Source organism: Pseudoroseicyclus tamaricis (genome assembly GCF_012070395.1).
Lineage (GTDB): Bacteria > Pseudomonadota > Alphaproteobacteria > Rhodobacterales > Rhodobacteraceae > Pseudoroseicyclus_A > Pseudoroseicyclus_A tamaricis.
This window is the reverse complement of sequence record NZ_JAAFYS010000002.1, coordinates 931,774-951,545: the sequence shown is the minus strand read 5'-3', so window position 1 is coordinate 951,545 and position 19,772 is coordinate 931,774. Positions and strand designations below refer to the sequence as shown.

Here is a 19,772-nt window from a genome sequence, read left to right as displayed (position 1 = left end):
CCCTCCTACTCCTCCCCGGGGGCGGAGGGAAGCGGCCCCGCCCAGTCGATCTCGGCCTCGCCCCGCGCCGCCAGCCAGGCGTTGACGCGGCTGAAGGGGCGGGAGCCGAAGAACCCTCGCCGGGCGGAGAGCGGCGAGGGATGCGCCGTCTCGATGACGAGGTGCTCGCCGGGGCGGATCTCGTCCGCCCCCAGCTTCTGCGCCGTCTTCCCCCAGAGGAGGAAGGCGGTGGGCCGGGTGGAGACGCGGGCGACGACCTCCCGCACTAGCGGCAGCCAGCCGAGCCTGGCGTGGCCGCCCGCCTCTCCGGCCGGAACGGTGAGGGCGGTGTTGAGCAGCATCACGCCCTGATCGGCCCAGTGGCGCAGGTCCCCCGTGGCCGGGCAGCAGGCGAGATCGCCCTGCATCTCCTTGAAGATGTTGGAGAGGGAGCGGGGCAGGGGCCGCACGTGCGGCTCCACCGAGAAGGCATGGCCATGGGCGTGGCCGGGCGTCGGGTACGGGTCCTGCCCGAGGATGAGGACGCGGACGTCTTCGGGCCGCAGGTGATCGAGGGCGGCGAAGATCTGCGGCGCGGGGGGCAGGATCTGCCGCTCCTCCGCCGCGAGGGCGGCGGAGACGGCGGGCCAGCCTGTCTGCCAGAAGGCGAGATCCTCCCAGCCCGCGAGGGCGGGCGCGCTCACGCCCCGGCGGCGGAGGTGATGCGGGCCAGCCCCTCGACCTTGGCCTTCGCGGCGCCGGAGTCGATGCTCTCGGCGGCCATCTCGGCGCCCTCCTTGAGCGAGCCGGCCTTGTCGGCGACCACCAGAGCGGCCGCGGCATTGAGTAGCACCGCGTCGCGGTAGGCGCCTGGGGCGCCGTCCAGCAGATCGCGGAAGGCGACGGCGTTCTCCTCGGGCGTGCCGCCGATGATCTCCTTGAACGGATGCTCCGGCAGGCCGGCATCCTCGGGGTGCACCTCCATCGAGGTGATCTTGCCGTTCGCCAGCGCCGCGACAGCGGTGGGGCCGGAGATGGAGATCTCGTCCGTCCCGTCCGAGCCGTGGACGAGCCACGCCTTCTCGGTGCCGAGCTGCTGGAGCGTCTCGGCCATCGGGAAGATCAGGTCGATGGCGAAGGCGCCGGTGAGCTGGCGCTTCACCCCGGCGGGGTTGGTCAGGGGGCCGAGGATGTTGAAGATCGTCTTCGTCCCGAGCTCCGCCCGGACGGGGCCGACATGCTTCATCGCCGGGTGGTGCATCGGCGCCATCATGAAGCCGATGCCGATCTCGTCCAGCGCCCGCTGCACGACCTCCGCCTCGACCATGACGTTGATGCCCATGGCCGTCTGCACATCCGCCGTGCCGCTCTTGGAGGAGAGGTTGCGGTTGCCATGCTTGGCCACCGGCACCCCGGCGCCGGCCACAACGAAGGCCGTAGCGGTGGAGATGTTGAGCGTGTGCTTGCCGTCGCCCCCGGTGCCGACGATGTCCATCGCGCCCTCGGGCGCCCGCACCGCGATGCAGCGCTCGCGCATCGCCTGCGCGGCGGCGGCATATTCGGAGACGCTCTCCCCCCGCGCCCGCATCGCCATCAGGAAGCCGCCCATCTGCGCCGGCGTCGCCGCGCCCTCGAAGAGCAGACCGAAGGCCTCCTCCGCCTGCGCGCGGGAGAGCGGCCCCTCGGAGGCGGCGTAGATCAGCCCCTTCATCCGGTCGCTCATGCCGCCACCGTCGCCTGCGCCTCGGCGCCGTCGAGGAAGTTCTTCAGCAGCTGGTGCCCGTGCTCGGAGCGGATGCTCTCGGGGTGGAACTGCAGCCCGTGGATCGGCAGCTCGCGGTGGGCGAGGCCCATGATGGTGCCATCCTCCAGCTCGGCGGTGATCTTGAGGCACTCCGGCAGGCTCTCCCGCTCGACGACGAGGCTGTGGTAGCGCGTCGCAAGGAAGGGGGAGGGCAGGCCGGCGAAGACCCCCTCGCCCGTGTGGGAGACGCGGCCCATCTTGCCGTGCACGATCTCGTGGCAGCGCACCACCTTGCCGCCGAAGGCCTGCCCGATCGACTGGTGGCCGAGGCAGACGCCGAGGAGCGGCGTGCGCGTCTCCGCCGCCGCCTCGGTCAGCGCGAGGCAGATGCCGGCCTGTGAGGGATCGCAGGGCCCGGGGGATAGGACGATGGCGGAGGGGCGCATCGCCATCGCCTCCTGCACGTTCAGCGCGTCGTTGCGGCGCACGGCGACCTCCGCCCCAAGCTCGCCGAGGTAGTGGACGAGGTTGTAGGTGAAGCTGTCGTAGTTATCGATGAGCAGCAGCATGAGGGTCCGGCAATTCTGGTCTGGCCCGGGGGTGGGCGACGGGGGTAAAGTCGGCGCAACATGGCCCCCCGGCGGGCCGGGCGTCAAGCGGCGGGCCGGCGCGGGGCGGCCGATAAGCCAGAGGCGGGAGGATTGCAGTGTTACGCGGTGTGCTCACCGGGATTCTGTTCGGGCTGATCGTCGGCGGCGGCGCGCTCGTCGTCGCCTCCGTCGCCGGGGCGCCGCCGCCGGGCAATGCCCCGCCGGCCCCGCCGGAGGTCGCCGCCCCCACGGCCGCCCCGCCGCCCGAGGAGGGCGCCGCCATCGAGGCTCCGTCCCCCACCGCCGCCCCGCCAGAGAGCGCGCCGCCCCCGGCGCCGGAGGCGCTGGCGCCCGAGGCGCAGCCGGAAGGGGGCGAAGCCCCCGCCCGCCCGCAGGCGGACAGCGCGCCCGCCGCGCCTGAAGGCGACATGGGCGAGGGCGAGAGCCTGGCGCCCCTGGAGGAGGAGGGCTCTGTGGCGCCCCGCCCCGAGGCGCCCAGCCTCGGCCCCGCCGCGCCGGCGGAGGAGGTGGCGTCCACGCCCCCCGCCGCCCCGCGCCCCGCGAGCCCGCCGGAGCAGGCTCTCGGGGAGGCGCCGGAGGCGCTCGCCGCCCCGGGCGAGGAGGCGGCGCCCTCCGTCGAGGTGACGCCGGACGCCGCCCGGCTCACCCGGCCCGAAGGGCCGGCGGAGCCGGGCGGCGAGGATGTGCCGGAGATCTCCCGCGCCCCGGCGCCCGCCGCCGCGACACCCGACGTCCCGGCTCTGCCCGGCTCGCCTGAGGGGGCGGAGGGGCCGGAGGTGGCAGGCGGGGACGCCGCGCCGCCCTCGCTCGCCCAGCCCGTGCGCCCGGCGGAGCCGGGGCAGGAGGCGGCGCCCGAGGTGGCCAGCCTCTCGTCTCCCGTCGCCGACGGCCCGGAGATGCCCGCCGCCCCGGGCCAGCCCGGCCTGCCGGAGGCGGAGGAGGCGGAGGTCATGGCAGCGCTGGACGAGGCCGAGGTGCCCCAGCTCGGCGCGCCTGTCCTGCCCGTCGCGCCGGGCGGCGAGGCGGCGCCGGAGGTCAGCGCGCTGCCGGCGCCAGTCGCGGGCGAGGCGGCGGCGCTCCCGGTGCCCGAGCTGCCGGCCGGGCAGGCGCTGGCGACGGCGGAGCCGGGCCTCTCCGGCAGCGGCGAGACGCCTGTCCTGCCCAGCCCGCAGAGCCCGCCGCCGGCCCTGCCGGAGCGCGAGGCGGACCTCGCCGTCGCCACCCGCTCCGCCCCGCCGCCGGGCCCGGTGATCGTCGACGACTCGCCCGAGACGGCGCCCGGCGCCTCCGCGGGCGCGATCCCTCAGACGCTTCCGGCCCCCGACGTCGCCGAGGCGACACAGGATGCCCCCGACGCCCCGTCCGTCCCCGAAGCCGACGCGCCGGTGGCCGAGGTCGAGCCGCCGCCCCCCGCGCCGGCCCAAGAGGAGGAGACGCGCCCCCTCGTCATCGCCCGCACGGGCAGCGGCGGCGGCCTGCCGGGCTCCGGCTCCGGCCCGCCGGTCCGGCGGCTGGGCAGCGCAGAGGCCGAGCCCGAGGAGGCGGCGGTCGAGGCCGCGCCCCCCGCGACGGCGCTGGAGGCCTACGGCGCGCCCTTCACCCCCGGCGCGCTGCCGCTGATGAGCGTGCTCCTCTACGACGACGGCAGCCTGCCGCCGGAGACGCTGGCGCAGGCGGACGTGCCGGTGACGATCCTCATCGACCCCAGCCGCGACGACGCCGCCGAGGCGATGGAGCGCTGGCGCGCCGCCGGCTACGAGGTCGCCGCCATCGCCCGCCTGCCGGCCGGGGCGACGCCGCAGGATGCCGAGGTGGCGCTGGAGGCGATCTTCCGCGCTCTGCCGGAGGCGGTGGCGCTGGTCGACGCCGGTGGCATCGCCGGCCGCGAGGCGGTGGCGGAGCAGGTTCTGGCCCGGCTGGCGGACGAGGGCCGGGGGTTCGTGACGATGGACGAGGGGCTGGGAACGGGCCCCCGCCTCGCCGCCTCGGCCGGGGTGCCGGCAGCAGTGGTCTACCGCGATCTCGACGGCGAGGGGCAGGACGCCCGCGTCATCCGCCGCTTCCTCGACCAGGCCGCCTTCCAGACCCGCCGCGAGTCGGGGACGGTGCTGATGGGCCGGCTCCGGCCGGACACCGTCTCCGCCCTGACGCTCTGGCAGACGGCCAACCGGGCGCAGCAGGTGGACTTCGCGCCTCTGTCTTCGGTGCTGATGGAGGAGTGAGGGGCGAGCCGCTTCGGGCGGCTTCCGGGTCTGTCGCTGCGGTCTCCGTCTTCGGAACGTCTGGCGCATGTTGCGACGCTACGGTCTCTAAATCAGAGCGCTGTTCCCCCGCCCGGTACGCGCCAAAGGCGCAGGGCGAGCGCCTGCCCGTCCCGGCGGGCTGGCGATCTGGTTGGGCTGGGTGCTCCGCTCAGGGCGGGGAGGGGCTTGGCGGGCATAAAGCGCTGCAGCGGGGAGGGAGGAAGCGCCACCCCACGGGCAGGCGCTCGCCCTGCGCCTGCGAGGGCAGGCGCTTACTGCAGCCGAGGAGAAGGAGCTTGCGCTCAATGGGCGGCATCCAGCCCGCCGGATGCCGAGGAACGCTGTGTCCTCGGAGTGGGGGCGGCAGGCGCCGAGGCTCTGAGGTGCACGAGATGAGCGGCCAAAGGGCCGGCTCAAGCCCGCCCTACAGCTCGTCCAAACGCCTGCCCTTGAAGCTCAGGCGCCGCCCGAACCCAGGCCCCGCGTCACTCCGCCGCGATGGCGGCGCCGCGGCCGCGGATGCGGTCTTCGATCTCGTCGCGGAAGTTGCGGATGAGGCCCTGGATCGGCCAGGCGGCGGCGTCGCCGAGGGCGCAGATCGTGTGGCCCTCCACCTGCTTGGTCACCTCGAAGAGCATGTCGATCTCCTCGACGGAGGCCTCGCCCTTCACCAGCCGCTCCATCACGCGCATCATCCAGCCCGTACCCTCGCGGCAGGGGGTGCACTGGCCGCAGCTCTCGTGCTTGTAGAACTTCGCCAGCCGCCAGATCGCCTTGATCATGTCCACCGACTGATCCATCACGATCACCGCCGCCGTGCCGAGCCCCGACTTCTGCTCTCGCAGCCAGTCGAAATCCATGATCGCGTCGTCCATCGCCTCGGCGCGCAGCACCGGCACGGACGACCCGCCCGGGATCACCGCCTTGAGGTTGCCCCAGCCGCCGCGGATGCCGCCGCAATGCCGGTCGATCAGCTCCCTGAACGGGATCGACATCTCCTCCTCCACCACGCAGGGGTGGTTCACGTGGCCGGAGATGGCGAAGACCTTGGTGCCCGCGTTGTTCTGCCGCCCGAAGGAGGAGAACCAGCTGGCGCCGCGCCGCAGGATCGTCGGCACGACCGCGATGCTCTCGACGTTGTTCACCGTCGTCGGGCAGCCGTAGAGGCCGGCGCCGGCGGGGAAGGGGGGCTTCATGCGGGGCATGCCCTTCTTGCCCTCGAGGCTCTCCAGCAGGGCCGTCTCTTCACCGCAGATATAGGCGCCGGCGCCGTGATGCAGGTAGAGATCGAAATCCCAGCCGGAGCCGGCGGCATTGGCGCCGAGGAGGCCGTTCTCGTAGCACTCGTCGATCGCGGCCTGCAGGGCCTCGCGCTCGCGGATGTATTCGCCGCGGATGTAGATGTAGCAGGCATGGGCATTCATCGCGAAGCTCGCGATGAGGCAGCCCTCGATCAGCGTGTGCGGATCGTGCCGCATGATCTCCCGGTCCTTGCAGGTACCCGGCTCCGACTCGTCGGCATTGACCACGAGGTAGGCGGGGCGGCCGTCGCTCTCCTTGGGCATGAAGGACCACTTCAGGCCCGTCGGGAAGCCGGCGCCGCCGCGGCCGCGCAGGCCCGACGCCTTCATCTCCTCGATGATCCAGTCGCGGCCCTTCTGGAGGATGCCGGCCGTGCCATCCCAGTGGCCGCGCTTCTTGGCGCCCTCGAGCGTGCGCTCGTGCATGCCGTAGAGATTGGTGAAGATGCGGTCTTCGTCCTTCAGCATCGCTGCCTCACTCGTCGCGGCCGAGCCTGTAGGCCCGCCAGGTCATCCAGAGCCCCAGGCCGAAGCCGGCCAGGGCGAAGAGATCGAGGAGCGCGCGGATGCGGGTCGGCCATCCGGCCTGCGCCCCAAGATAGGTCACTGCAATCCAATAGAGCCCCGTTCCGGCCATCACAAGGGCCGCGGCCCTCCCGGCGCGGGCGCGAGGGGGGCGGCAGTCATCCATCCCGGCGCTCCTCTTCCTGCTCCTGCAGGCGCTCCGCCTCCAGCCGCGCCTCCACCTCGCCCATCGGCGCCCCCGTTTCCATCGGGCGGCCGGTATTGGAACCCCGCACCGGCGGGGTGGCGCCGGCGCTGCGGCAGAAGAGGAGGTTGAGCATGCCGGCCAGCAGCACGGCGACGCCGAGGCCGAGGAGGATGGCGGAGCTCCAGGCGGCGGGGCCGAGACCGAGGAGGAGGGCGAAGATCACGCCGCCGGCAAAGCCGGCGCCGTGGCAGGCGCTGCGGCAGCGGCGTTTCGCGGCCCTGTTGGTCATCGGCCCGGTGCGGCGGCGCCGCGGCTCATTCCGGGCTTTCGCCCTTCATCAGCATCTGCGCCTGCTCGACCCACTGGTCGCGCTCGACCCGGCCGCGGAAGGAGAGGCGGGCGTCGATCCAGGCGATCTCCTCCGCGCCCCAGGCGCCGATCTGCGAGAAGTGGTAGATGCCGAGCTCGTTGAGCTGCCCGGCGATGCCGGGGCCGACGCCGCGGATCTGCGTCAGGTCGTCGGCCTGATCGTCGCGCGGGGCATCCATGCGCTCCGGCTCCACCTCGGGGGTGGGGCCGACGGTGCCCTCGTCGCCGCCGGTGGCCTCTTCGGCCTCCGCGGAGGCGGGCACGCGCTCGGCGATAGGCTGGTTGACCACGTCGACCGGCTGGCCGGGGCTGTCGTCGTCACGCTCCGGCTGGGCGCCGGGGGCCTGCTCCTCGACGGCGTCGCCGGGCGTCTCCGGCCCGGCAGGCTCATCGGCGCGGCGATCCCACGGAGCACGGAAAGGCACCTCGGTGCCGTCGATGCGCTTGAGCGTGTCGCCGATGTCGGTCGCCAGCGTCACCGAGGCGTTGGCGGGCACGCGATCCTCGCCATGCGCCGTCAGCGAGGTGAGGCCGGAGCCCGGCTCGGAGGCATAGCGGCCGTTCTGCGGGCCGGGGGCAGGGACATTGCCCTCCGCCATCTCGTCGAGCAGGCGGGAGAGGCTCTCGGTGGTGAGATCCTCGTAATAATCCTTGCCGATCTGGGCCATGGGCGCGTTGGCGCAGGCGCCGAGGCACTCGACCTCTTCCCAGGAGAACTTGCCGTCATCCGAAAGCTGGTGCGGCGCCGCGGCGATCTTTTCCTTGCAGACCGCCATCAGGTCTTCCGCCCCGCAGATCATGCAGGAGAGGGTGCCGCAGATCTGCACATGGGCGACGGAGCCCACGGGCTGCAGCTGGAACATGAAGTAGAAGGTCGCCACCTCGAGCGCCCGGATGTAGGGCATCTGGAGCATCTCGGCGACGCCCTCGATGGCCGGGCGGGTGAGCCAGCCCTCCTGCTCCTGCGCACGCCAGAGGAGCGGGATGATGGCCGAGGCCTGCCGCCCTTCGGGGTACTTCCTGATCTGCGCCTCCGCCCAAGTCTGGTTCGCCTCCGTGAAGGCGAAGCTCTCTGGTTGGTCGGGATGAAGGCGTCTCAGCATGGGATGGGGCTCCGCTCCTCGGGCCGCGGGTGGCCGGTGGGGCTGCACATGCCAGCCCCGCCGCGCGGTGTCAAATACGGTGTCAGATGCAGTTGGTGGAGAGGATGCGGATGGCGCCTTCCCCGGAAAGTTCGGCGCGACCGGCCTCCACCAGCTGCTCGGTGATGACGCGAAGCTCGTCCGCGGTCAGGTTCGCCGAGAGCAGCACCGAATCGACGTTTGCCGAGGTGAGCACGCAGCCCTGCGCCTCGATTGCGGAGACGAGGCGATCCTCCGCTGCGGCCGGCGCGACGGGCACTTCCGGGGCCGCGGCGACGCCGGTGGGGTCGGAGGAGCTGCCGCCGGTGCGGAAGTCGGGCAGGTTGAGCGAGATCAGAGGCGACTGATCGGGCCCGCCGGTCACCCTGTCGGGATTGACGGAGCAGCCGGCCAGTGCCGCCGCCCCGATGAGTGCCGCCATGGCGGTGGATGCGGATTTCATGCCTGTCTCCTCGCGTGCCTGTTTGCGCCGGAGTTTCTGCGGAGCGGCGGGAAGGTGCAAGAGGGCAGAGGCGCCGGCGGCGGGGGAGGGTGGTTTGTCGCCGGTGGGTCGGTTGCCGTGGGGCGCTGCGACGTCTCCACCCCGAGATGCGGGTGCGGGCGCAGGGCGAGCGCCGGCACGTGGGGTGGCGCTCTTCCGGCGCCGGTGGGCGCTTTATGGTGCAACCACCTCCCCGATCAGAGCTTCGGGTTGACGGCAACGGAGTGCCAGCCCGCGGGACGGGCCGGCGCTCGCCCTGCGCCTTTGGCGCGTACCGGGCGGGGGATGAGCGGAGGCGGTGTGCCCTGAAAGTGGAGACGTGGGAGACTGTGGTCTTGTTGAGACCGTAGGCCGGGCTTCAGCCCGGCCCCTGCCTCACCGATCGACTTCGCCGAACACGATGTCGAGCGAGCCGAGCACGGCGGAGACGTCCGCCAGCTGGTGGCCCTTGAGGATGTGATCCATCGCCTGCAGGTGCAGGAAGCCGGGCGCGCGCAGCTTGGCGCGGTACGGCTTGTTGGTGCCGTCGGCGACGAGGTAGACGCCAAACTCGCCCTTCGGCGCCTCGACCGAGGCATAGACCTCGCCCTCGGGGACGTGGAAGCCCTCGGTATAGAGCTTGAAGTGGTGGATGAGCGCCTCCATGGAGGTCTTCATCTCCGCCCGGCGGGGGGGTGTCAGCTTGCCGCGGGCCAGGACGTCGCCGGGCTCGCGCCGCAGCTTGTCGATGGCCTGCCGCATGATCTTCACGCTCTCCGTCATCTCGGCCATGCGGCAGAGATAGCGGTCATAGCAGTCGCCGTTCTTGCCGACGGGGATCTTGAAGTCGAACTCGTCGTAGCACTCGTAGGGCTGGCTGCGCCGCAGGTCCCAGGCGAAGCCGGAGCCGCGGACCATGACACCCGAGAAGCCGTAGGTCTGGATGTCCTCTTCCGTCACCACGCCGATGTCGACGTTGCGCTGCTTGAAGATGCGGTTCTCGGTGACGAGATCGCCGAGATCCTGCATGAACTCGGGGAACTTGTCGCACCACGCCTCGATATCGTCGAGCAGCTCGGGCGTCAGATCCTGGTGCACGCCGCCGGGGCGGAAGTAGGCGGCGTGGAGCCGGGCGCCGGAGGCCCGCTCGTAGAACATCATCAGCTGCTCGCGCTGCTCGAAGCCCCAGAGCGGCGGGGTGAGCGCGCCGACGTCGAGCGCCTGCGTGGTGACGTTGAGCAGGTGGTTCAGGATGCGCCCGATCTCGCAGTAGAGGACGCGGATCAGCGAGGCGCGGCGCGGGATCTCGGTGCCCGTCAGCTTCTCGATGGCGAGGCACCAGGCATGTTCCTGGTTCATCGTGCCGACGTAATCGAGCCGGTCGAAATAGGGCAGGTTCTGCAGGTAGGTGCGGCTCTCCATCAGCTTCTCGGTGCCGCGGTGGAGCAGGCCGATATGCGGGTCGCACCGCTCCACCAGCTCGCCGTCCAGCTCCAGCACGAGGCGCAGCACGCCGTGTGCGGCGGGGTGCTGCGGGCCGAAGTTGATGTTGAAGTTGCGGATCTTCTGTTCGTTCGTCTGGATATCGCGGAATTCGCCGTCCATCACTTGGCCTCCTCACCCTTCTCGTCACCGGGCAGCACGTATTTCGCGCCTTCCCAAGGAGAGAGGAAATCGAACTGACGATATTCCTGCACCAGCTGCACCGGCTCGTAGACGACGCGCTTTTGCGACTCGTCGTAGCGGACCTCGACGTAGCCGGTGGTCGGGAAATCCTTGCGCAGCGGATGGCCGCGGAAGCCGTAATCGGTGAGGATGCGCCGCAGGTCCGGGTGGCCGGTGAAGATGATGCCGAACATGTCGAACACCTCCCGCTCGAACCAGTCGGCGGAAGCGTGGATCTCGGTGATCGAGGCGAGCATCTCGTCCTCCCGCACGGCGGTTTTCACGCGGATGCGGTGGTTCTGGTACATCGACAGGAAGTGGTAGACGACCTCGAACCGCGCCTCGCGCCCCGGGTAGTCGACCGCGGTGATGTCGACGAGGCTCGAGAAGCGGCAGGTCTGGTCCGTCTTCAGGAACTCGGTGAAGGCGGCGACCTCCGACGAGGGGATCGTCACCGTCAGCTCGTCGAGCGCGATGGAATGGGAGAGCACCGCGTCGGGGCGCTTCATCTCGATATGGGCGGCGAGATCTTCCATCGACTACCTCTTGATCGTGCCGGTGCGGCGGATTTTGCGGCTGAGCTGCAGGATGCCGTAGAGCAGCGCCTCCGCCGTCGGCGGGCAACCTGGGACGTAGACGTCGACCGGGATGATCCGGTCGCAGCCGCGCACGACGGAATAGCTGTAGTGGTAATAGCCACCGCCATTGGCGCAGGAGCCCATCGAGATCACGTAGCGCGGCTCGGGCATCTGGTCGTAGACCTTGCGCAGCGCCGGGGCCATCTTGTTCGTCAGCGTGCCGGCGACGATCATCAGGTCGGACTGGCGCGGCGAGGCGCGCGGCGCGGTGCCGAAGCGCTCGATATCGTAGCGGGGCATCGAGGTGTGCATCATCTCGACGGCGCAGCAGGCGAGGCCGAAGGTCATCCAGTGCAGCGAGCCGGTGCGCGCCCAGTTGATGACATCGGCGGTGGAGGTGACGAGGAAGCCGCGATCCTGCAGCTCGCGGTTCAGCGCGCCCGTCGCCGCCTCGTTGTCGCCGCCGGCATCATAGGCGGCGAGGCTGGAGGGGCCGGTCTTGACGCGGGGCGTCTGGTAGCCCTCGCCCTGAACCTCTGTGACGAGCTCGTCGCGGGTCTCGGCCATGGGGAAGCTCCTGGGGTGGTGTCGGCCTGACCTAACCCTCCGCCGCGGCAGCGTCAACGCCGGGCGCCGGACATGCGCCGGGTTGTGAGGAGGGGAGGCGGGGCGCGAGGGGCGGGCCGCTGCCCGGGCGCGCCTCCCGCCCACCCACCCCGGCGCGCCCGGGCAGCGGGGGCGATGGGGCGAGGGCCGGAGGGTGGAGAGGGTGGGACCGGGGGGCTGTCTGCCCCCCGGAGCCCCCCGAGAGGTATTTGGAAAAGGGCGAGAGGGGGGAGGCGGAGAGCGTCTGGCACTTGGGGCGGCGACGCGCGGGGAGGCGGGTCAGGCGAAGTGGGCGGGGGTCAGGCGGCCCTCGCGCAGGTGGTGGAGGAGGACGTGGGCGACCGACAGGGCGTCGCCGAGGGCGTCGTGGTCGCGGCGGCCCGCGATCTCGATGCCGTAATAAGCGGCGAGCTTGTTGCTCGGGGTGCGCTTGAGGTCGTCATAGGGCATGCCGGCGGCGAGGAGGAGCTGGCAGGCGTTGGAGAAGCGCGTGACGGGCAGGGGCGGGGCGAGGCCTTCGACGTAGCAGCTGATGGCGATCATGTTGAACTCGTCCTTGCCCCAGGACCAGAGCCGCGCGTCGCCCGCGAAGCGTGCCACCTCGGCCAGCGCCTCGGCGAGGGGGCGGCCGTCTCTGTCCAGCACCGCCTCGGTCACGCCGGTCAGGCGGGTGAAGAGCGGATCGAGGGGGGCACGGGTGCCGTCCCGGCCGCGAGGGATGACATGGAGGCGGGCGGTCTCGGCGATGCCGGGCGCGGCGAGATCGAGCTTCACGAGGCCGATCTGGGCGATCACCGGGTCGGGGTCGTGCGGGCCGCACCAGAAGCGCTGCGGCGCGCCCTCGGAGGTGAGGAACTCGCAGTCGAAGATGATTGCGGTGGTCATGGCGCCCCTCCCGGAAATGACAACGCCGGCCACGTGGGCCGGCGCTTGCAAGGTTCAGGGGGCGGGGCGGGTCAATCCCACTCCAGCGCGCCCTTCTTCCATTCGTAGGCGAAGCCGATCGTCAGCACCGCGAGGAACACCATCATCGACCAGAAGGCCGCGTCCGTCAGAAGGCCGAAGCTCGTCGCCCAGGGGAAGAGGAAGGCCACTTCGAGGTCGAAGATGATGAAGAGGATAGAGACGAGGTAGAAGCGCACGTCGAACTTCATCCGCGCGTCGTCGAAGGCGTTGAAGCCGCATTCGTAGGCAGAGACCTTCTCCGGCTCGGGGTTGCGGACGGCGATGACGAGGGCGGCCACGATCAGGAGGGCGCCGACGAGGAGCGCGAGGCCGAGGAAGATGATGATCGGCAGGTATTCGGCGAGCAGGAATTCCAACGGAGCCTCCTATGGCTGTCCTTCACCGGCGAGGAATAGGCCCGCGGCGCGGGAGGGTCAACCGAGGGCGGGCTTGAGGGCGTGCCCGCCCCGCGGCGTCAGGGCAGGTAGTCGGCCGGGTCGGCGCTGTCGAGGCCGAGGCGGACCTCGAAATGCAGGTTGGCCGGGTCGCCCGGCGCCACCTGGCCGATCTGCTGGCCGCGGCTGACCGACTGTCCCTGGCTGATCGTGAGGTTGTCGATGCGGGTATAGACGGTCAGCAGCTCGTCGGAATGGCGGACGATGACGATGTTGATGCCGCCCGTGTCGGTGGTGACGGCCGCGACGGTGCCGCTGTCGGCGGCGCGCACGGGGCTTCCGGCCGCGGCCGCGATGTCGATGCCATCGTTCCGGCCCGGAGCGTATTCGCGGATGATCGAGCCGTCGACGGGCATCGACAGGCGGCTGTCATCGGCGGGCGCGGCCTGCTCGGCGCCGAGATCGGGCGCCTCCTCGGGCGCCGGCTCCTCGGCCACCTCGGCGGCGGGGGCGGGCGTCTCGATGGGAAGGGGCGCGGCGGCCGAAGGCGGCACGGGCGTGGGGGAGCCGGCGCCGGGCTCGGTGGTCGTCCCCGCCGGCTCGGGCGGCAGGGACGCGGTGGGCACGGCGGCGGCGCTGCCCTGCGGGATGAGCAGGACCTGCCCCTCGCGGATGTCGAGATTGCCGTCGAGCCCGTTCCAGGCGGCGATGGCTTCCGGCGGCACGCCGTAGCGGCGGGCGATGGTGTAGACGGTCTCTCCCGGCTCGACGCGGTGACGCAGCGGCTCCTCCCCCGTCTGGCCGAGCGGCATGACGCCGTTGGAGGGCGCCGGGGCCGAGGGCGTGGCGGAGGGCGCCGGGGTGGGCGTGCCGGCGGGGGCGAGCACCGTCGTCTCCACCGCCGGGCCGGCGGCGGCAGCGGCGGGCAGGATCGGCCCGGTGGTGGGCGCGCCAGTGGCGGGCGAGGGCTCGGAGACGCGGCCGGGCAGGGCGATGATCTCGTCCCGCCGCAGCGGCGTGTCGGCGGTGATGCCGTTGTAGGAGCCGAGCTCCTCGGCGTTCAGGCCGAGCCGCCCGGCGATCTGGCGGACGGTCTCGCCCCGCTGGGCGACGACGACCTGGAAGTTGGGGTAGGAGATGACGCCGCGCGCATCCGGCGCCGGCCGGTCGGGCAGCGCCATCAGCGAGGCGGAGGTGTCGAACCCCGAGGAGGAGAGGTTGCGCAGATCGAAGTCGAGGCGCCCGTCCTCGCAGCCCGCCAGCAGCGCCAGCGCCGCCGCGCCGGCCCAGAATTTCCCTGCCGCTGCGCCCATATCCTCGTCGCCCCCGTCTGTGTCCTGCGGCCGGTCTGCCCGGCCCGTTCTTCCTGCGGCCGGTCTGCCCGGCCGGCTCTTGCTACGGCCGGTCTGCCCGGCCGGCCCGTTCCTGACCTCTGCGGCGCCCCGCGTCCAGCCCCCCGTCCACTCGGGGGGCGGGGGCGCGCCTATTCCTGCCCCAGCCCCTCGATGAGCGGCACGAAGCGCACCGCGCGCAGCTCCTCGTAGTCGAAGCCGGTTTCGCTGCGCCGCACCCGGATGAGGCTTTGCACCTGGTCGGACTGCCCGACCGGCAGCACCATGATACCGCCCACCCGGAGCTGGGCCAAGAGCGGCCCCGGCGGGTCCTCCGCCGCCGCCGTCAGCAGGATGCGGTCGAAGGGGGCCTGGTCGGCGAGCCCGTGGCTGCCGTCGCCGATGATGGCGGTGATGTTGTGCATCCCCAGATCCTCGAAGACGCCGCGCGCCTCGAGCACCAGCCGGCGATAGCGGTCGATCGTGTAGATGCGGCGCGCCAGCAGCGACAGGATCGCCGCCTGGTAGCCGGAGCCGGTGCCGACCTCGAGCACCTTGTCGCGCGGGTTGATCTCCAGCGCCTGCGTCATCAGCCCGACGATGGAGGGCTGGGAGATGGTCTGCCCGCAGGCGATGGGCAGGGGCATGTCCTCGTAGGCGCGGTCGGAGAAGATGCCGCGCACGAAGCGGGCGCGGTCGACCCGCTCCATCGCCTCGAGCACGGATTTGTCGGTGACCCCGCGCGAGCGCAGGGCAAACAGGAACTGCATCTTGGTGACGGCCTCTCCGTCGGTCTCTTCGTCGCCGCGCTCGCCGGGGGGCTCGCCGGTCATCTCAGCGCCTCGGCCACGCGCGCGAGGCTTTCGTGCGCCGTCAGGTCGGCGCGCATCGGGGTGACGGAGATGTAGCCGTCGAGGTTGGCCGACACGTCGCTGCCGCGCCCGGTATGCACCGCCTGCTTGGCGCCGGTGATCCACAAAAACCGCCGGCCGGAGGGGGAGAGGTGCGGCTCCACCGAGAAGCCCGTCTCGGGGCGGAAGCCCTGGCGGACGGCGGCGCGGCCTTTCACCTCCGCCGCCGGGACGGGCGGGAAGTTGACGTTGTAGAAGAGCCCGTAATCGCCCGTGTCCCACGGCGCATCGTCGATCAGCTTGCGCACCAGCCCGGCGCCGAAGTTGCGCGCCGCCTCGAACGGGTCCTCCAGCCCGGCATTGCCGGGGCCGTAGAACTGGCTGAGCGCGATGGAGCGCACGCCCTGCAGCGCGCCTTCCATCGCCGCACCGAGGGTGCCGGAATAGAGCGCGTTCTCGCCCGAGTTGTTGCCCCGGTTGACACCGGAGAGCACGAGGTCGGGCCGCTGGGGCATGACGTCATGGATGGCGGCGAGCACGCAATCGGCCGGGGAGCCCTCCGCCGCCCAGCGGCGGGGGCCGAGCTCGGCGATCATCATCGGGTGCGTATAGGAGATGCAGTGGGCGACGCCCGACTGCTCGAAGGCGGGCGCCACGACCCACACTTCGCCGCCGGTTCCGGCGACCGCCTCGGCAATATGCTCCAGGACCTTCAGCCCCGGTGCGTTGATGCCATCGTCGTTCGTTACAAGGATCCGCATGCCCACCCCTTTCGCCCTCGTCTAGGCGAGGGGGGCGCGGGCGGCAAGATCAGCCCAGGATTTCCGGCATGAGGCGCCGCGCTTCCGCCGCGGGCGTGGCCAGAGGCGCACGGTCCTCGCCCGGAAAGAAGCGGGCGCGGGTGGCGGTGGGCATCGGCTCCGGCGTCAGGATGCGCACCTTCGGCCCGATCTTCGCCGTCTCCGCCGCCCAGGAGCGGGCGAGGGCGATCTGCGCCGCCTTGGTGGCGCCGTAATGGCCGAAGAAGCGCTCCCCCGCCCGGGCGTCGTCGAAGAAGACGGCGGTGCCCTCCTCGCCGAGGAGGGGGGCGACGTAGGCGATGAGGCGCCGCGTGGCGGCGATGTTGGTGGCGACGGACTTGTCGAAATCGGATTGGGCCAGATGCGGGGCGGGGGCCAGCGGGCCGGCATGGATGGCGGCATGGACCCAGACGGAGAGTCCGCCCCAGCGCTCGAAGATGGCGCGGCAGAGCTGCTGCATGGCGGCGTCGGTGCAGATGTCCATCGGTGCGAGCACCGCCTCGCCGCCGAGCTCGCGGATGGCGTCGTCCAGCTCCTCCAGCGCACCGGTGGTGCGGCCGACGGCGACGATGGGGCGGGTGGCGGCAAGCTCGAGCGCCAGCGCATGGCCGAGGCCGCGCGAGGCGCCGGTAATAAGGGCGGGTTTCATGCCGGCGGGATGCGCCGGAGCGCGCGGGAGGTCAAGGGGTGGGTGCGATGGGGGCGGGGGTGAGGACGATAGGTGAGGGGTGGGCAGTGGAGGGGGCGAGCGTGTTGAGTGCACGGGGGCGTTCTGTGACGCCCGCCCGCTACCCCAGGCGAAGGGCGGGCTTCAGCCTGCCACCGGGCCTCGCGTGACCACTTCTTTGCGGGTCCGCCAGCCACTGGTCCCGCGACCTCCACTCCGCTTGATGATGTGAGGGCCACTTCTCATCTGGAGCCTGCCCGCCTCTCTCCTACCACCCCGCGCTCCGGTTGCAGCGCCGGGCGAGCGCCTGCCCGTGGGGTGGCGCTCCGGCAGGGCCGCGGCAGCGCTTTATGCCAGCCAGGCCCCTCTCCGCGGCCCGCTGAGCACCAAGACCAGCCAGAGCGCCAGCCCGCCGGGACGGGCAGGCGCTCGCCCGGCGCCTTCGGCTTGATTCCGGGCGGGGGCAGAGCTCGGGAGTTGCGCTTGGTTGGGGGAGAGTGGCGGGAGGGCGTTCGCCGGCCTTCCCGCGATCCGAGCGCCTCTGCCCAAGGATGGGAAGGCCATAGAGCGAGGAAGACCTGGCGGACGATCCGCCGGGTCCCCCTACGCCCCCTCCGCCGGGTTCGCGTCGGGGAAGACATGCGCGCCGCCCTGCTGCATCTCCGTGCCTCGGGCGAGCAGCCTCTCCCGCACGGTGCAGGCCAGCGTCCAGGCGGTGTCGGCATTGGCGCAGGCGAGGCAGAAGGTCGCCTCCATCCCGAAGACGTCGTGCCCCGTCACCATCACCTTGTGGGCGTCGCGGTCCTGCAACTCGTCGGGATCGAGATCGTCGATGATCTCGAAGAACGCATCCCGCATTGCGCCCACATCGGCGTCGTGGGCGAACTTCAGCGGGATCAGGCGGACCATCTGCACGTCGCCCATCACCCAGTTCTGGAAGGGCTCGGAGATGAACTCGCTCACCGGCACGACCAATCGCTCGCCCGTCCAGATCTTCAGCTGCACGTAGGTGAAGTTGATCCGCTCCACGTAGCACAGCTGATCGTTGTAGAGAATCTTGTCACCGATCCGGGCCGACTGGTTGAGGGTGATCTGCAGGCTGGCGAGGATGTTGCCCAGCACCTGCCGCGCCGCGAAGCCGAAGATCAGCGTCAGGGCGCCGGCGGAGGCGAGGATCGACAGGCCGAAGCCGCGGAAGAGCTCCGTCTGGCTGAGCACGACCCCGAAGCCGACGATGACGATGATCACGATCAGCACCCGGCGCACGGTGGTGATGCGCGTCGCGTAGGCGCGCAGCTCGCCCTCGCGCGCGTCGTTCACCTGCATCCCGTCGAGCGGCGCGATCCGGTCGAGGATGGCGTCGACGCCGTTGAGGAGGAAGAGCAGCGCCGCGACGGTGTAGCCGATGATCGTCAGTGGCCCGATGATCAGCTCCACCTGCCCCGAGAAGACGAAGAAGCTCTGCGTCGTGACCGAGATCACCCAGGTGACGATGAAGACGATGAGGGGCCAGCGAATGGCCCGGATCACGCCGCGCGCCACGAAGCCGGGCGTGTGCCGGGCGGCGAGCTTGAGCAGGCGGCTCGCGGCCCAGCCGGCGAGGGCCGCCGCGAGGATGACCAGCGGCAGGCCGATCAGCTCCCACACCATCAGGCCGGCGACCGTCTCCTGCCGCAGGGACTCGGGCAGTTGCAGCTCCAGCTCCGTCGGCCCGTAGAGGCGGTGCAGCCCCGGAAGATCGCGGACGGAGCGGCGGGAGACGACCCAGACAGGGTCCCCCTCCGGCGGCTGCACGCGGTCGAGCCGCAGCTCCACCGGATGGTCGCGCAGGTCGAGCACGTCGAGCAGGATCGAGCGGCGGGCGACGCCGACCAGCGGGTCGTCGCTCTGCCCGCGGGTGAGCATCGCGTCCGGCCGGTCGACGAGATCCGCCCAGTCGAGCAGCACCTTGCGCTTGAGGATGTCGCGGAGCATCTGCGCCAGCTGCGCGCCCGATTGCGGCTGCGCGTCCTCCGGGATCTCCGAGAGATCGAGCAGCTGCGCCGCCTGCGCCCAGTCGTCGTCATCGGCGAAGGCGAAGAAGCTCTCCATCGTCGATTGCGGCGTGCTGCGATCCACCCCGTCGGCGGGCTCGGGCATGCCGCTGTTGAACGAATCCACCTCGAAGACGGTAAGGTCGCTCTCCTGCGCGGGCAGGGCCAGCGCCAGCGCCAGCCAGAGGAGAGGCGCAAGGAGGAGAAGGGGGAGCCGGTGACGCAGGGCTGTCAAGATCTCTGTCTCCTCTGTCGGATCAGGTCTGTCGGGGCAGGCGGGTCTTCACCCCCGCTTCAAATTCTTGTGCTTCCCCACCTAGCCCCCTCTTTGCCGCTGTCGACCGGTTGTCTTGCCCTTCTGGCTGAAGAGGGACGATGAGGGGCCGTGACATGCGTCTGGGGACCCCCGGCGAGGGCGTGCAGCGAGGGCGCCGGCGCCACCGCTCCCGGCCCCGTGACGTCGCCCCCCTAGGCGCGCGGCGCAAAGCCGGCTACCTCCCGGCCATGCTCGACGCCGCCGCCATCTTCGACGCCTCGCTCCTGCCCGCCGCGCTCGTGGCGCTGGCCGGGGGGATCCTCTCGTTCCTGTCGCCCTGCGTGCTGCCCATCGTACCGCCGTACCTCGCCTACATGGGCGGCGTCTCGGTGACGGAAATGGAAGGGCGCGCCCGGGGGCGGGTGTTCCTGGCAGCCGTCTTCTTCGTACTGGGGCTCTCGACGGTCTTCCTGCTGCTCGGCTTCACCTTCTCGGCCATCGGGCGGATCTTCCTGACCTATCAGGACTGGTTCACCTCGCTCGCCGGCGTCACGATCATGATCTTCGGCGCCCACTTCCTCGGCATCTTCCGCATCCCCTTCCTCGACCGCGAGGCGCGCCTCAAGGCGGAGGGGCAGGGCGGCGCCTTCGGGGCCTACCTCCTCGGCCTCGCCTTCGCCTTCGGCTGGACGCCCTGCCTTGGCCCGGTGCTGGGCGCGATCCTCGGGCTGGCGGCGGGGGAAGCCTCGGTCGTGCGTGGCACGGCGTTGCTGGCGGCCTACGCGCTGGGCCTCGGCATCCCCTTCCTGCTCGTCGCCGCCTTCTTCCCGCGGCTGAAGGGCGTGATGGCGGCGATGAAGCGGCACATGGGGCGGATCGAGAAGATCTCCGGCCTGTTGCTGTGGACGGTGGGGCTGTTGATGCTCACCGGGCAGTTCACGGCCTTCTCGTGGTGGCTCCTGGAGACCTTTCCGGCGCTCGGTGCGGTGGGCTGAGCACGGGGGAGGCGGGCCGGGGAGGGGGGCTGTCTGCCCCCCGCTGGCGGAGCCAGCCCCCCCGAGGAATATTTGAAGAAAAGCGAGAG

At 71.5% G+C, this 19,772-nt stretch carries 20 protein-coding genes; 2 read left to right on the top strand and 18 right to left on the bottom strand.

The annotated features are described in order from the left end of the window. Positions 1 to 5: 5 nt before the first annotated feature. Genes GY170_RS10960 through GY170_RS10950 form a run of 3 tightly spaced genes read right to left on the bottom strand, consistent with a single transcriptional unit; the run spans position 6 to position 2,292 of the window. A complete protein-coding gene (locus tag GY170_RS10960) occupies positions 6 to 683 on the bottom strand; it encodes a uracil-DNA glycosylase (RefSeq protein ID WP_163893478.1) in 678 nt (225 codons plus the stop codon). After that, positions 680 to 1,702 (bottom strand): anthranilate phosphoribosyltransferase, encoded by a 1,023-nt coding sequence (gene trpD / locus GY170_RS10955; RefSeq protein WP_163893476.1) that lies wholly within the window; start codon positions 1,700 to 1,702, stop codon positions 680 to 682. Before trpD ends, GY170_RS10960 begins: the two co-directional genes overlap by 4 nt. Further along, complete coding sequence (locus GY170_RS10950) at positions 1,699 to 2,292, bottom strand: anthranilate synthase component II (RefSeq protein ID WP_163893473.1); 594 nt, start codon at positions 2,290 to 2,292, stop codon at positions 1,699 to 1,701. Before GY170_RS10950 ends, trpD begins: the two co-directional genes overlap by 4 nt. Before the next feature lie 149 nt (positions 2,293 to 2,441). On the opposite strand from GY170_RS10950, the gene GY170_RS10945 reads away from it, so the two are divergent. Continuing rightward, complete coding sequence (locus tag GY170_RS10945; protein ID WP_167803313.1) at positions 2,442 to 4,556, top strand: divergent polysaccharide deacetylase family protein; 2,115 nt, start codon at positions 2,442 to 2,444, stop codon at positions 4,554 to 4,556. Positions 4,557 to 5,062: 506 nt separating this feature from the next. Here the strand turns inward: GY170_RS10945 and nuoF are convergent. The 15 genes from nuoF to GY170_RS10870 form a co-directional block, all read right to left on the bottom strand. Further along, positions 5,063 to 6,346, bottom strand: a complete 1,284-nt coding sequence (nuoF, locus tag GY170_RS10940; RefSeq protein WP_163893467.1) for an NADH-quinone oxidoreductase subunit NuoF — start codon at positions 6,344 to 6,346, stop codon at positions 5,063 to 5,065. 7 nt (positions 6,347 to 6,353) lie between these two features. Further along, positions 6,354 to 6,569, bottom strand: a complete 216-nt coding sequence (locus GY170_RS10935; protein ID WP_163893464.1) for a DUF5337 family protein — start codon at positions 6,567 to 6,569, stop codon at positions 6,354 to 6,356. Then, the gene (locus GY170_RS10930) at positions 6,562 to 6,879 is read right to left on the bottom strand and encodes a hypothetical protein (protein ID WP_163893461.1); all 318 of its coding nucleotides are present in this window, start codon (positions 6,877 to 6,879) and stop codon (positions 6,562 to 6,564) included. The genes GY170_RS10935 and GY170_RS10930 overlap by 8 nt, the downstream gene beginning before the upstream one ends. Positions 6,880 to 6,904: 25 nt before the next feature. Beyond that, on the bottom strand, positions 6,905 to 8,062 hold the full coding sequence (locus GY170_RS10925) for an NADH-quinone oxidoreductase subunit E (protein WP_163893456.1): 1,158 nt from the start codon (positions 8,060 to 8,062) through the stop codon (positions 6,905 to 6,907). Positions 8,063 to 8,144: 82 nt separating this feature from the next. Continuing rightward, positions 8,145 to 8,543, bottom strand: a complete 399-nt coding sequence (locus GY170_RS10920) for a hypothetical protein (RefSeq protein ID WP_163893454.1) — start codon at positions 8,541 to 8,543, stop codon at positions 8,145 to 8,147. Positions 8,544 to 8,957: 414 nt separating this feature from the next. Continuing rightward, positions 8,958 to 10,166: an NADH-quinone oxidoreductase subunit D gene (locus GY170_RS10915; RefSeq protein WP_163893450.1), complete on the bottom strand. Its 1,209-nt coding sequence runs from the start codon at positions 10,164 to 10,166 to the stop codon at positions 8,958 to 8,960. After that, a complete protein-coding gene (locus GY170_RS10910; RefSeq protein WP_163893447.1) occupies positions 10,166 to 10,762 on the bottom strand; it encodes an NADH-quinone oxidoreductase subunit C in 597 nt (198 codons plus the stop codon). Before GY170_RS10910 ends, GY170_RS10915 begins: the two co-directional genes overlap by 1 nt. A gap of 3 nt (positions 10,763 to 10,765) precedes the next feature. After that, the gene (locus GY170_RS10905) at positions 10,766 to 11,371 is read right to left on the bottom strand and encodes a NuoB/complex I 20 kDa subunit family protein (RefSeq protein ID WP_235924099.1); all 606 of its coding nucleotides are present in this window, start codon (positions 11,369 to 11,371) and stop codon (positions 10,766 to 10,768) included. 318 nt (positions 11,372 to 11,689) lie between these two features. Continuing rightward, the gene (locus tag GY170_RS10900) at positions 11,690 to 12,295 is read right to left on the bottom strand and encodes a 3'-5' exonuclease family protein (protein ID WP_163893444.1); all 606 of its coding nucleotides are present in this window, start codon (positions 12,293 to 12,295) and stop codon (positions 11,690 to 11,692) included. Positions 12,296 to 12,366: 71 nt separating this feature from the next. Then, on the bottom strand, positions 12,367 to 12,732 hold the full coding sequence (locus GY170_RS10895; RefSeq protein WP_163893441.1) for an NADH-quinone oxidoreductase subunit A: 366 nt from the start codon (positions 12,730 to 12,732) through the stop codon (positions 12,367 to 12,369). Between the two features lie 98 nt (positions 12,733 to 12,830). Then, positions 12,831 to 14,063: a peptidoglycan DD-metalloendopeptidase family protein gene (locus GY170_RS10890; protein ID WP_163893438.1), complete on the bottom strand. Its 1,233-nt coding sequence runs from the start codon at positions 14,061 to 14,063 to the stop codon at positions 12,831 to 12,833. Between the two features lie 170 nt (positions 14,064 to 14,233). Beyond that, a complete protein-coding gene (locus GY170_RS10885; protein ID WP_163893435.1) occupies positions 14,234 to 14,914 on the bottom strand; it encodes a protein-L-isoaspartate(D-aspartate) O-methyltransferase in 681 nt (226 codons plus the stop codon). Continuing rightward, the gene (gene surE, locus GY170_RS10880) at positions 14,911 to 15,693 is read right to left on the bottom strand and encodes a 5'/3'-nucleotidase SurE (RefSeq protein ID WP_163893432.1); all 783 of its coding nucleotides are present in this window, start codon (positions 15,691 to 15,693) and stop codon (positions 14,911 to 14,913) included. Before surE ends, GY170_RS10885 begins: the two co-directional genes overlap by 4 nt. Positions 15,694 to 15,742: 49 nt before the next feature. After that, positions 15,743 to 16,381, bottom strand: a complete 639-nt coding sequence (locus GY170_RS10875) for an SDR family NAD(P)-dependent oxidoreductase (RefSeq protein ID WP_163893429.1) — start codon at positions 16,379 to 16,381, stop codon at positions 15,743 to 15,745. 621 nt (positions 16,382 to 17,002) lie between these two features. Next, positions 17,003 to 18,667: a mechanosensitive ion channel family protein gene (locus tag GY170_RS10870; RefSeq protein ID WP_163893425.1), complete on the bottom strand. Its 1,665-nt coding sequence runs from the start codon at positions 18,665 to 18,667 to the stop codon at positions 17,003 to 17,005. Between the two features lie 269 nt (positions 18,668 to 18,936). Here GY170_RS10870 and GY170_RS10865 point away from each other — a divergent pair, with 269 nt between their 5' ends. Beyond that, entirely contained in the window at positions 18,937 to 19,683 is a 747-nt protein-coding gene (locus tag GY170_RS10865) for a cytochrome c biogenesis CcdA family protein (protein ID WP_163893846.1), read from the top strand. The last annotated feature ends 89 nt before the right edge of the window (positions 19,684 to 19,772 follow it).

Excerpts from the sequence above, each read along its gene's own strand:
- trpD (WP_163893476.1), bottom strand. The coding sequence starts at position 1,702 with ATGAGCGACCGGATGAAGGGGCTGATCTACGCCGCCTCCGAGGGGCCG.
- GY170_RS10950 (WP_163893473.1), bottom strand. The coding sequence starts at position 2,292 with ATGCTGCTGCTCATCGATAACTACGACAGCTTCACCTACAACCTCGTC.
- nuoF (WP_163893467.1), bottom strand. The coding sequence starts at position 6,346 with ATGCTGAAGGACGAAGACCGCATCTTCACCAATCTCTACGGCATGCAC.
- GY170_RS10935 (WP_163893464.1), bottom strand. The coding sequence starts at position 6,569 with ATGGATGACTGCCGCCCCCCTCGCGCCCGCGCCGGGAGGGCCGCGGCC.
- GY170_RS10930 (WP_163893461.1), bottom strand. The coding sequence starts at position 6,879 with ATGACCAACAGGGCCGCGAAACGCCGCTGCCGCAGCGCCTGCCACGGC.
- GY170_RS10925 (WP_163893456.1), bottom strand. The coding sequence starts at position 8,062 with ATGCTGAGACGCCTTCATCCCGACCAACCAGAGAGCTTCGCCTTCACG.
- GY170_RS10920 (WP_163893454.1), bottom strand. The coding sequence starts at position 8,543 with ATGAAATCCGCATCCACCGCCATGGCGGCACTCATCGGGGCGGCGGCA.
- GY170_RS10915 (WP_163893450.1), bottom strand. The coding sequence starts at position 10,166 with ATGGACGGCGAATTCCGCGATATCCAGACGAACGAACAGAAGATCCGC.
- GY170_RS10910 (WP_163893447.1), bottom strand. The coding sequence starts at position 10,762 with ATGGAAGATCTCGCCGCCCATATCGAGATGAAGCGCCCCGACGCGGTG.
- GY170_RS10905 (WP_235924099.1), bottom strand. The coding sequence starts at position 11,371 with ATGGCCGAGACCCGCGACGAGCTCGTCACAGAGGTTCAGGGCGAGGGC.
- GY170_RS10900 (WP_163893444.1), bottom strand. The coding sequence starts at position 12,295 with ATGACCACCGCAATCATCTTCGACTGCGAGTTCCTCACCTCCGAGGGC.
- GY170_RS10890 (WP_163893438.1), bottom strand. The coding sequence starts at position 14,063 with ATGGGCGCAGCGGCAGGGAAATTCTGGGCCGGCGCGGCGGCGCTGGCG.
- GY170_RS10885 (WP_163893435.1), bottom strand. The coding sequence starts at position 14,914 with ATGACCGGCGAGCCCCCCGGCGAGCGCGGCGACGAAGAGACCGACGGA.
- surE (WP_163893432.1), bottom strand. The coding sequence starts at position 15,693 with ATGCGGATCCTTGTAACGAACGACGATGGCATCAACGCACCGGGGCTG.
- GY170_RS10875 (WP_163893429.1), bottom strand. The coding sequence starts at position 16,381 with ATGAAACCCGCCCTTATTACCGGCGCCTCGCGCGGCCTCGGCCATGCG.
- GY170_RS10865 (WP_163893846.1), top strand. The coding sequence starts at position 18,937 with ATGCTCGACGCCGCCGCCATCTTCGACGCCTCGCTCCTGCCCGCCGCG.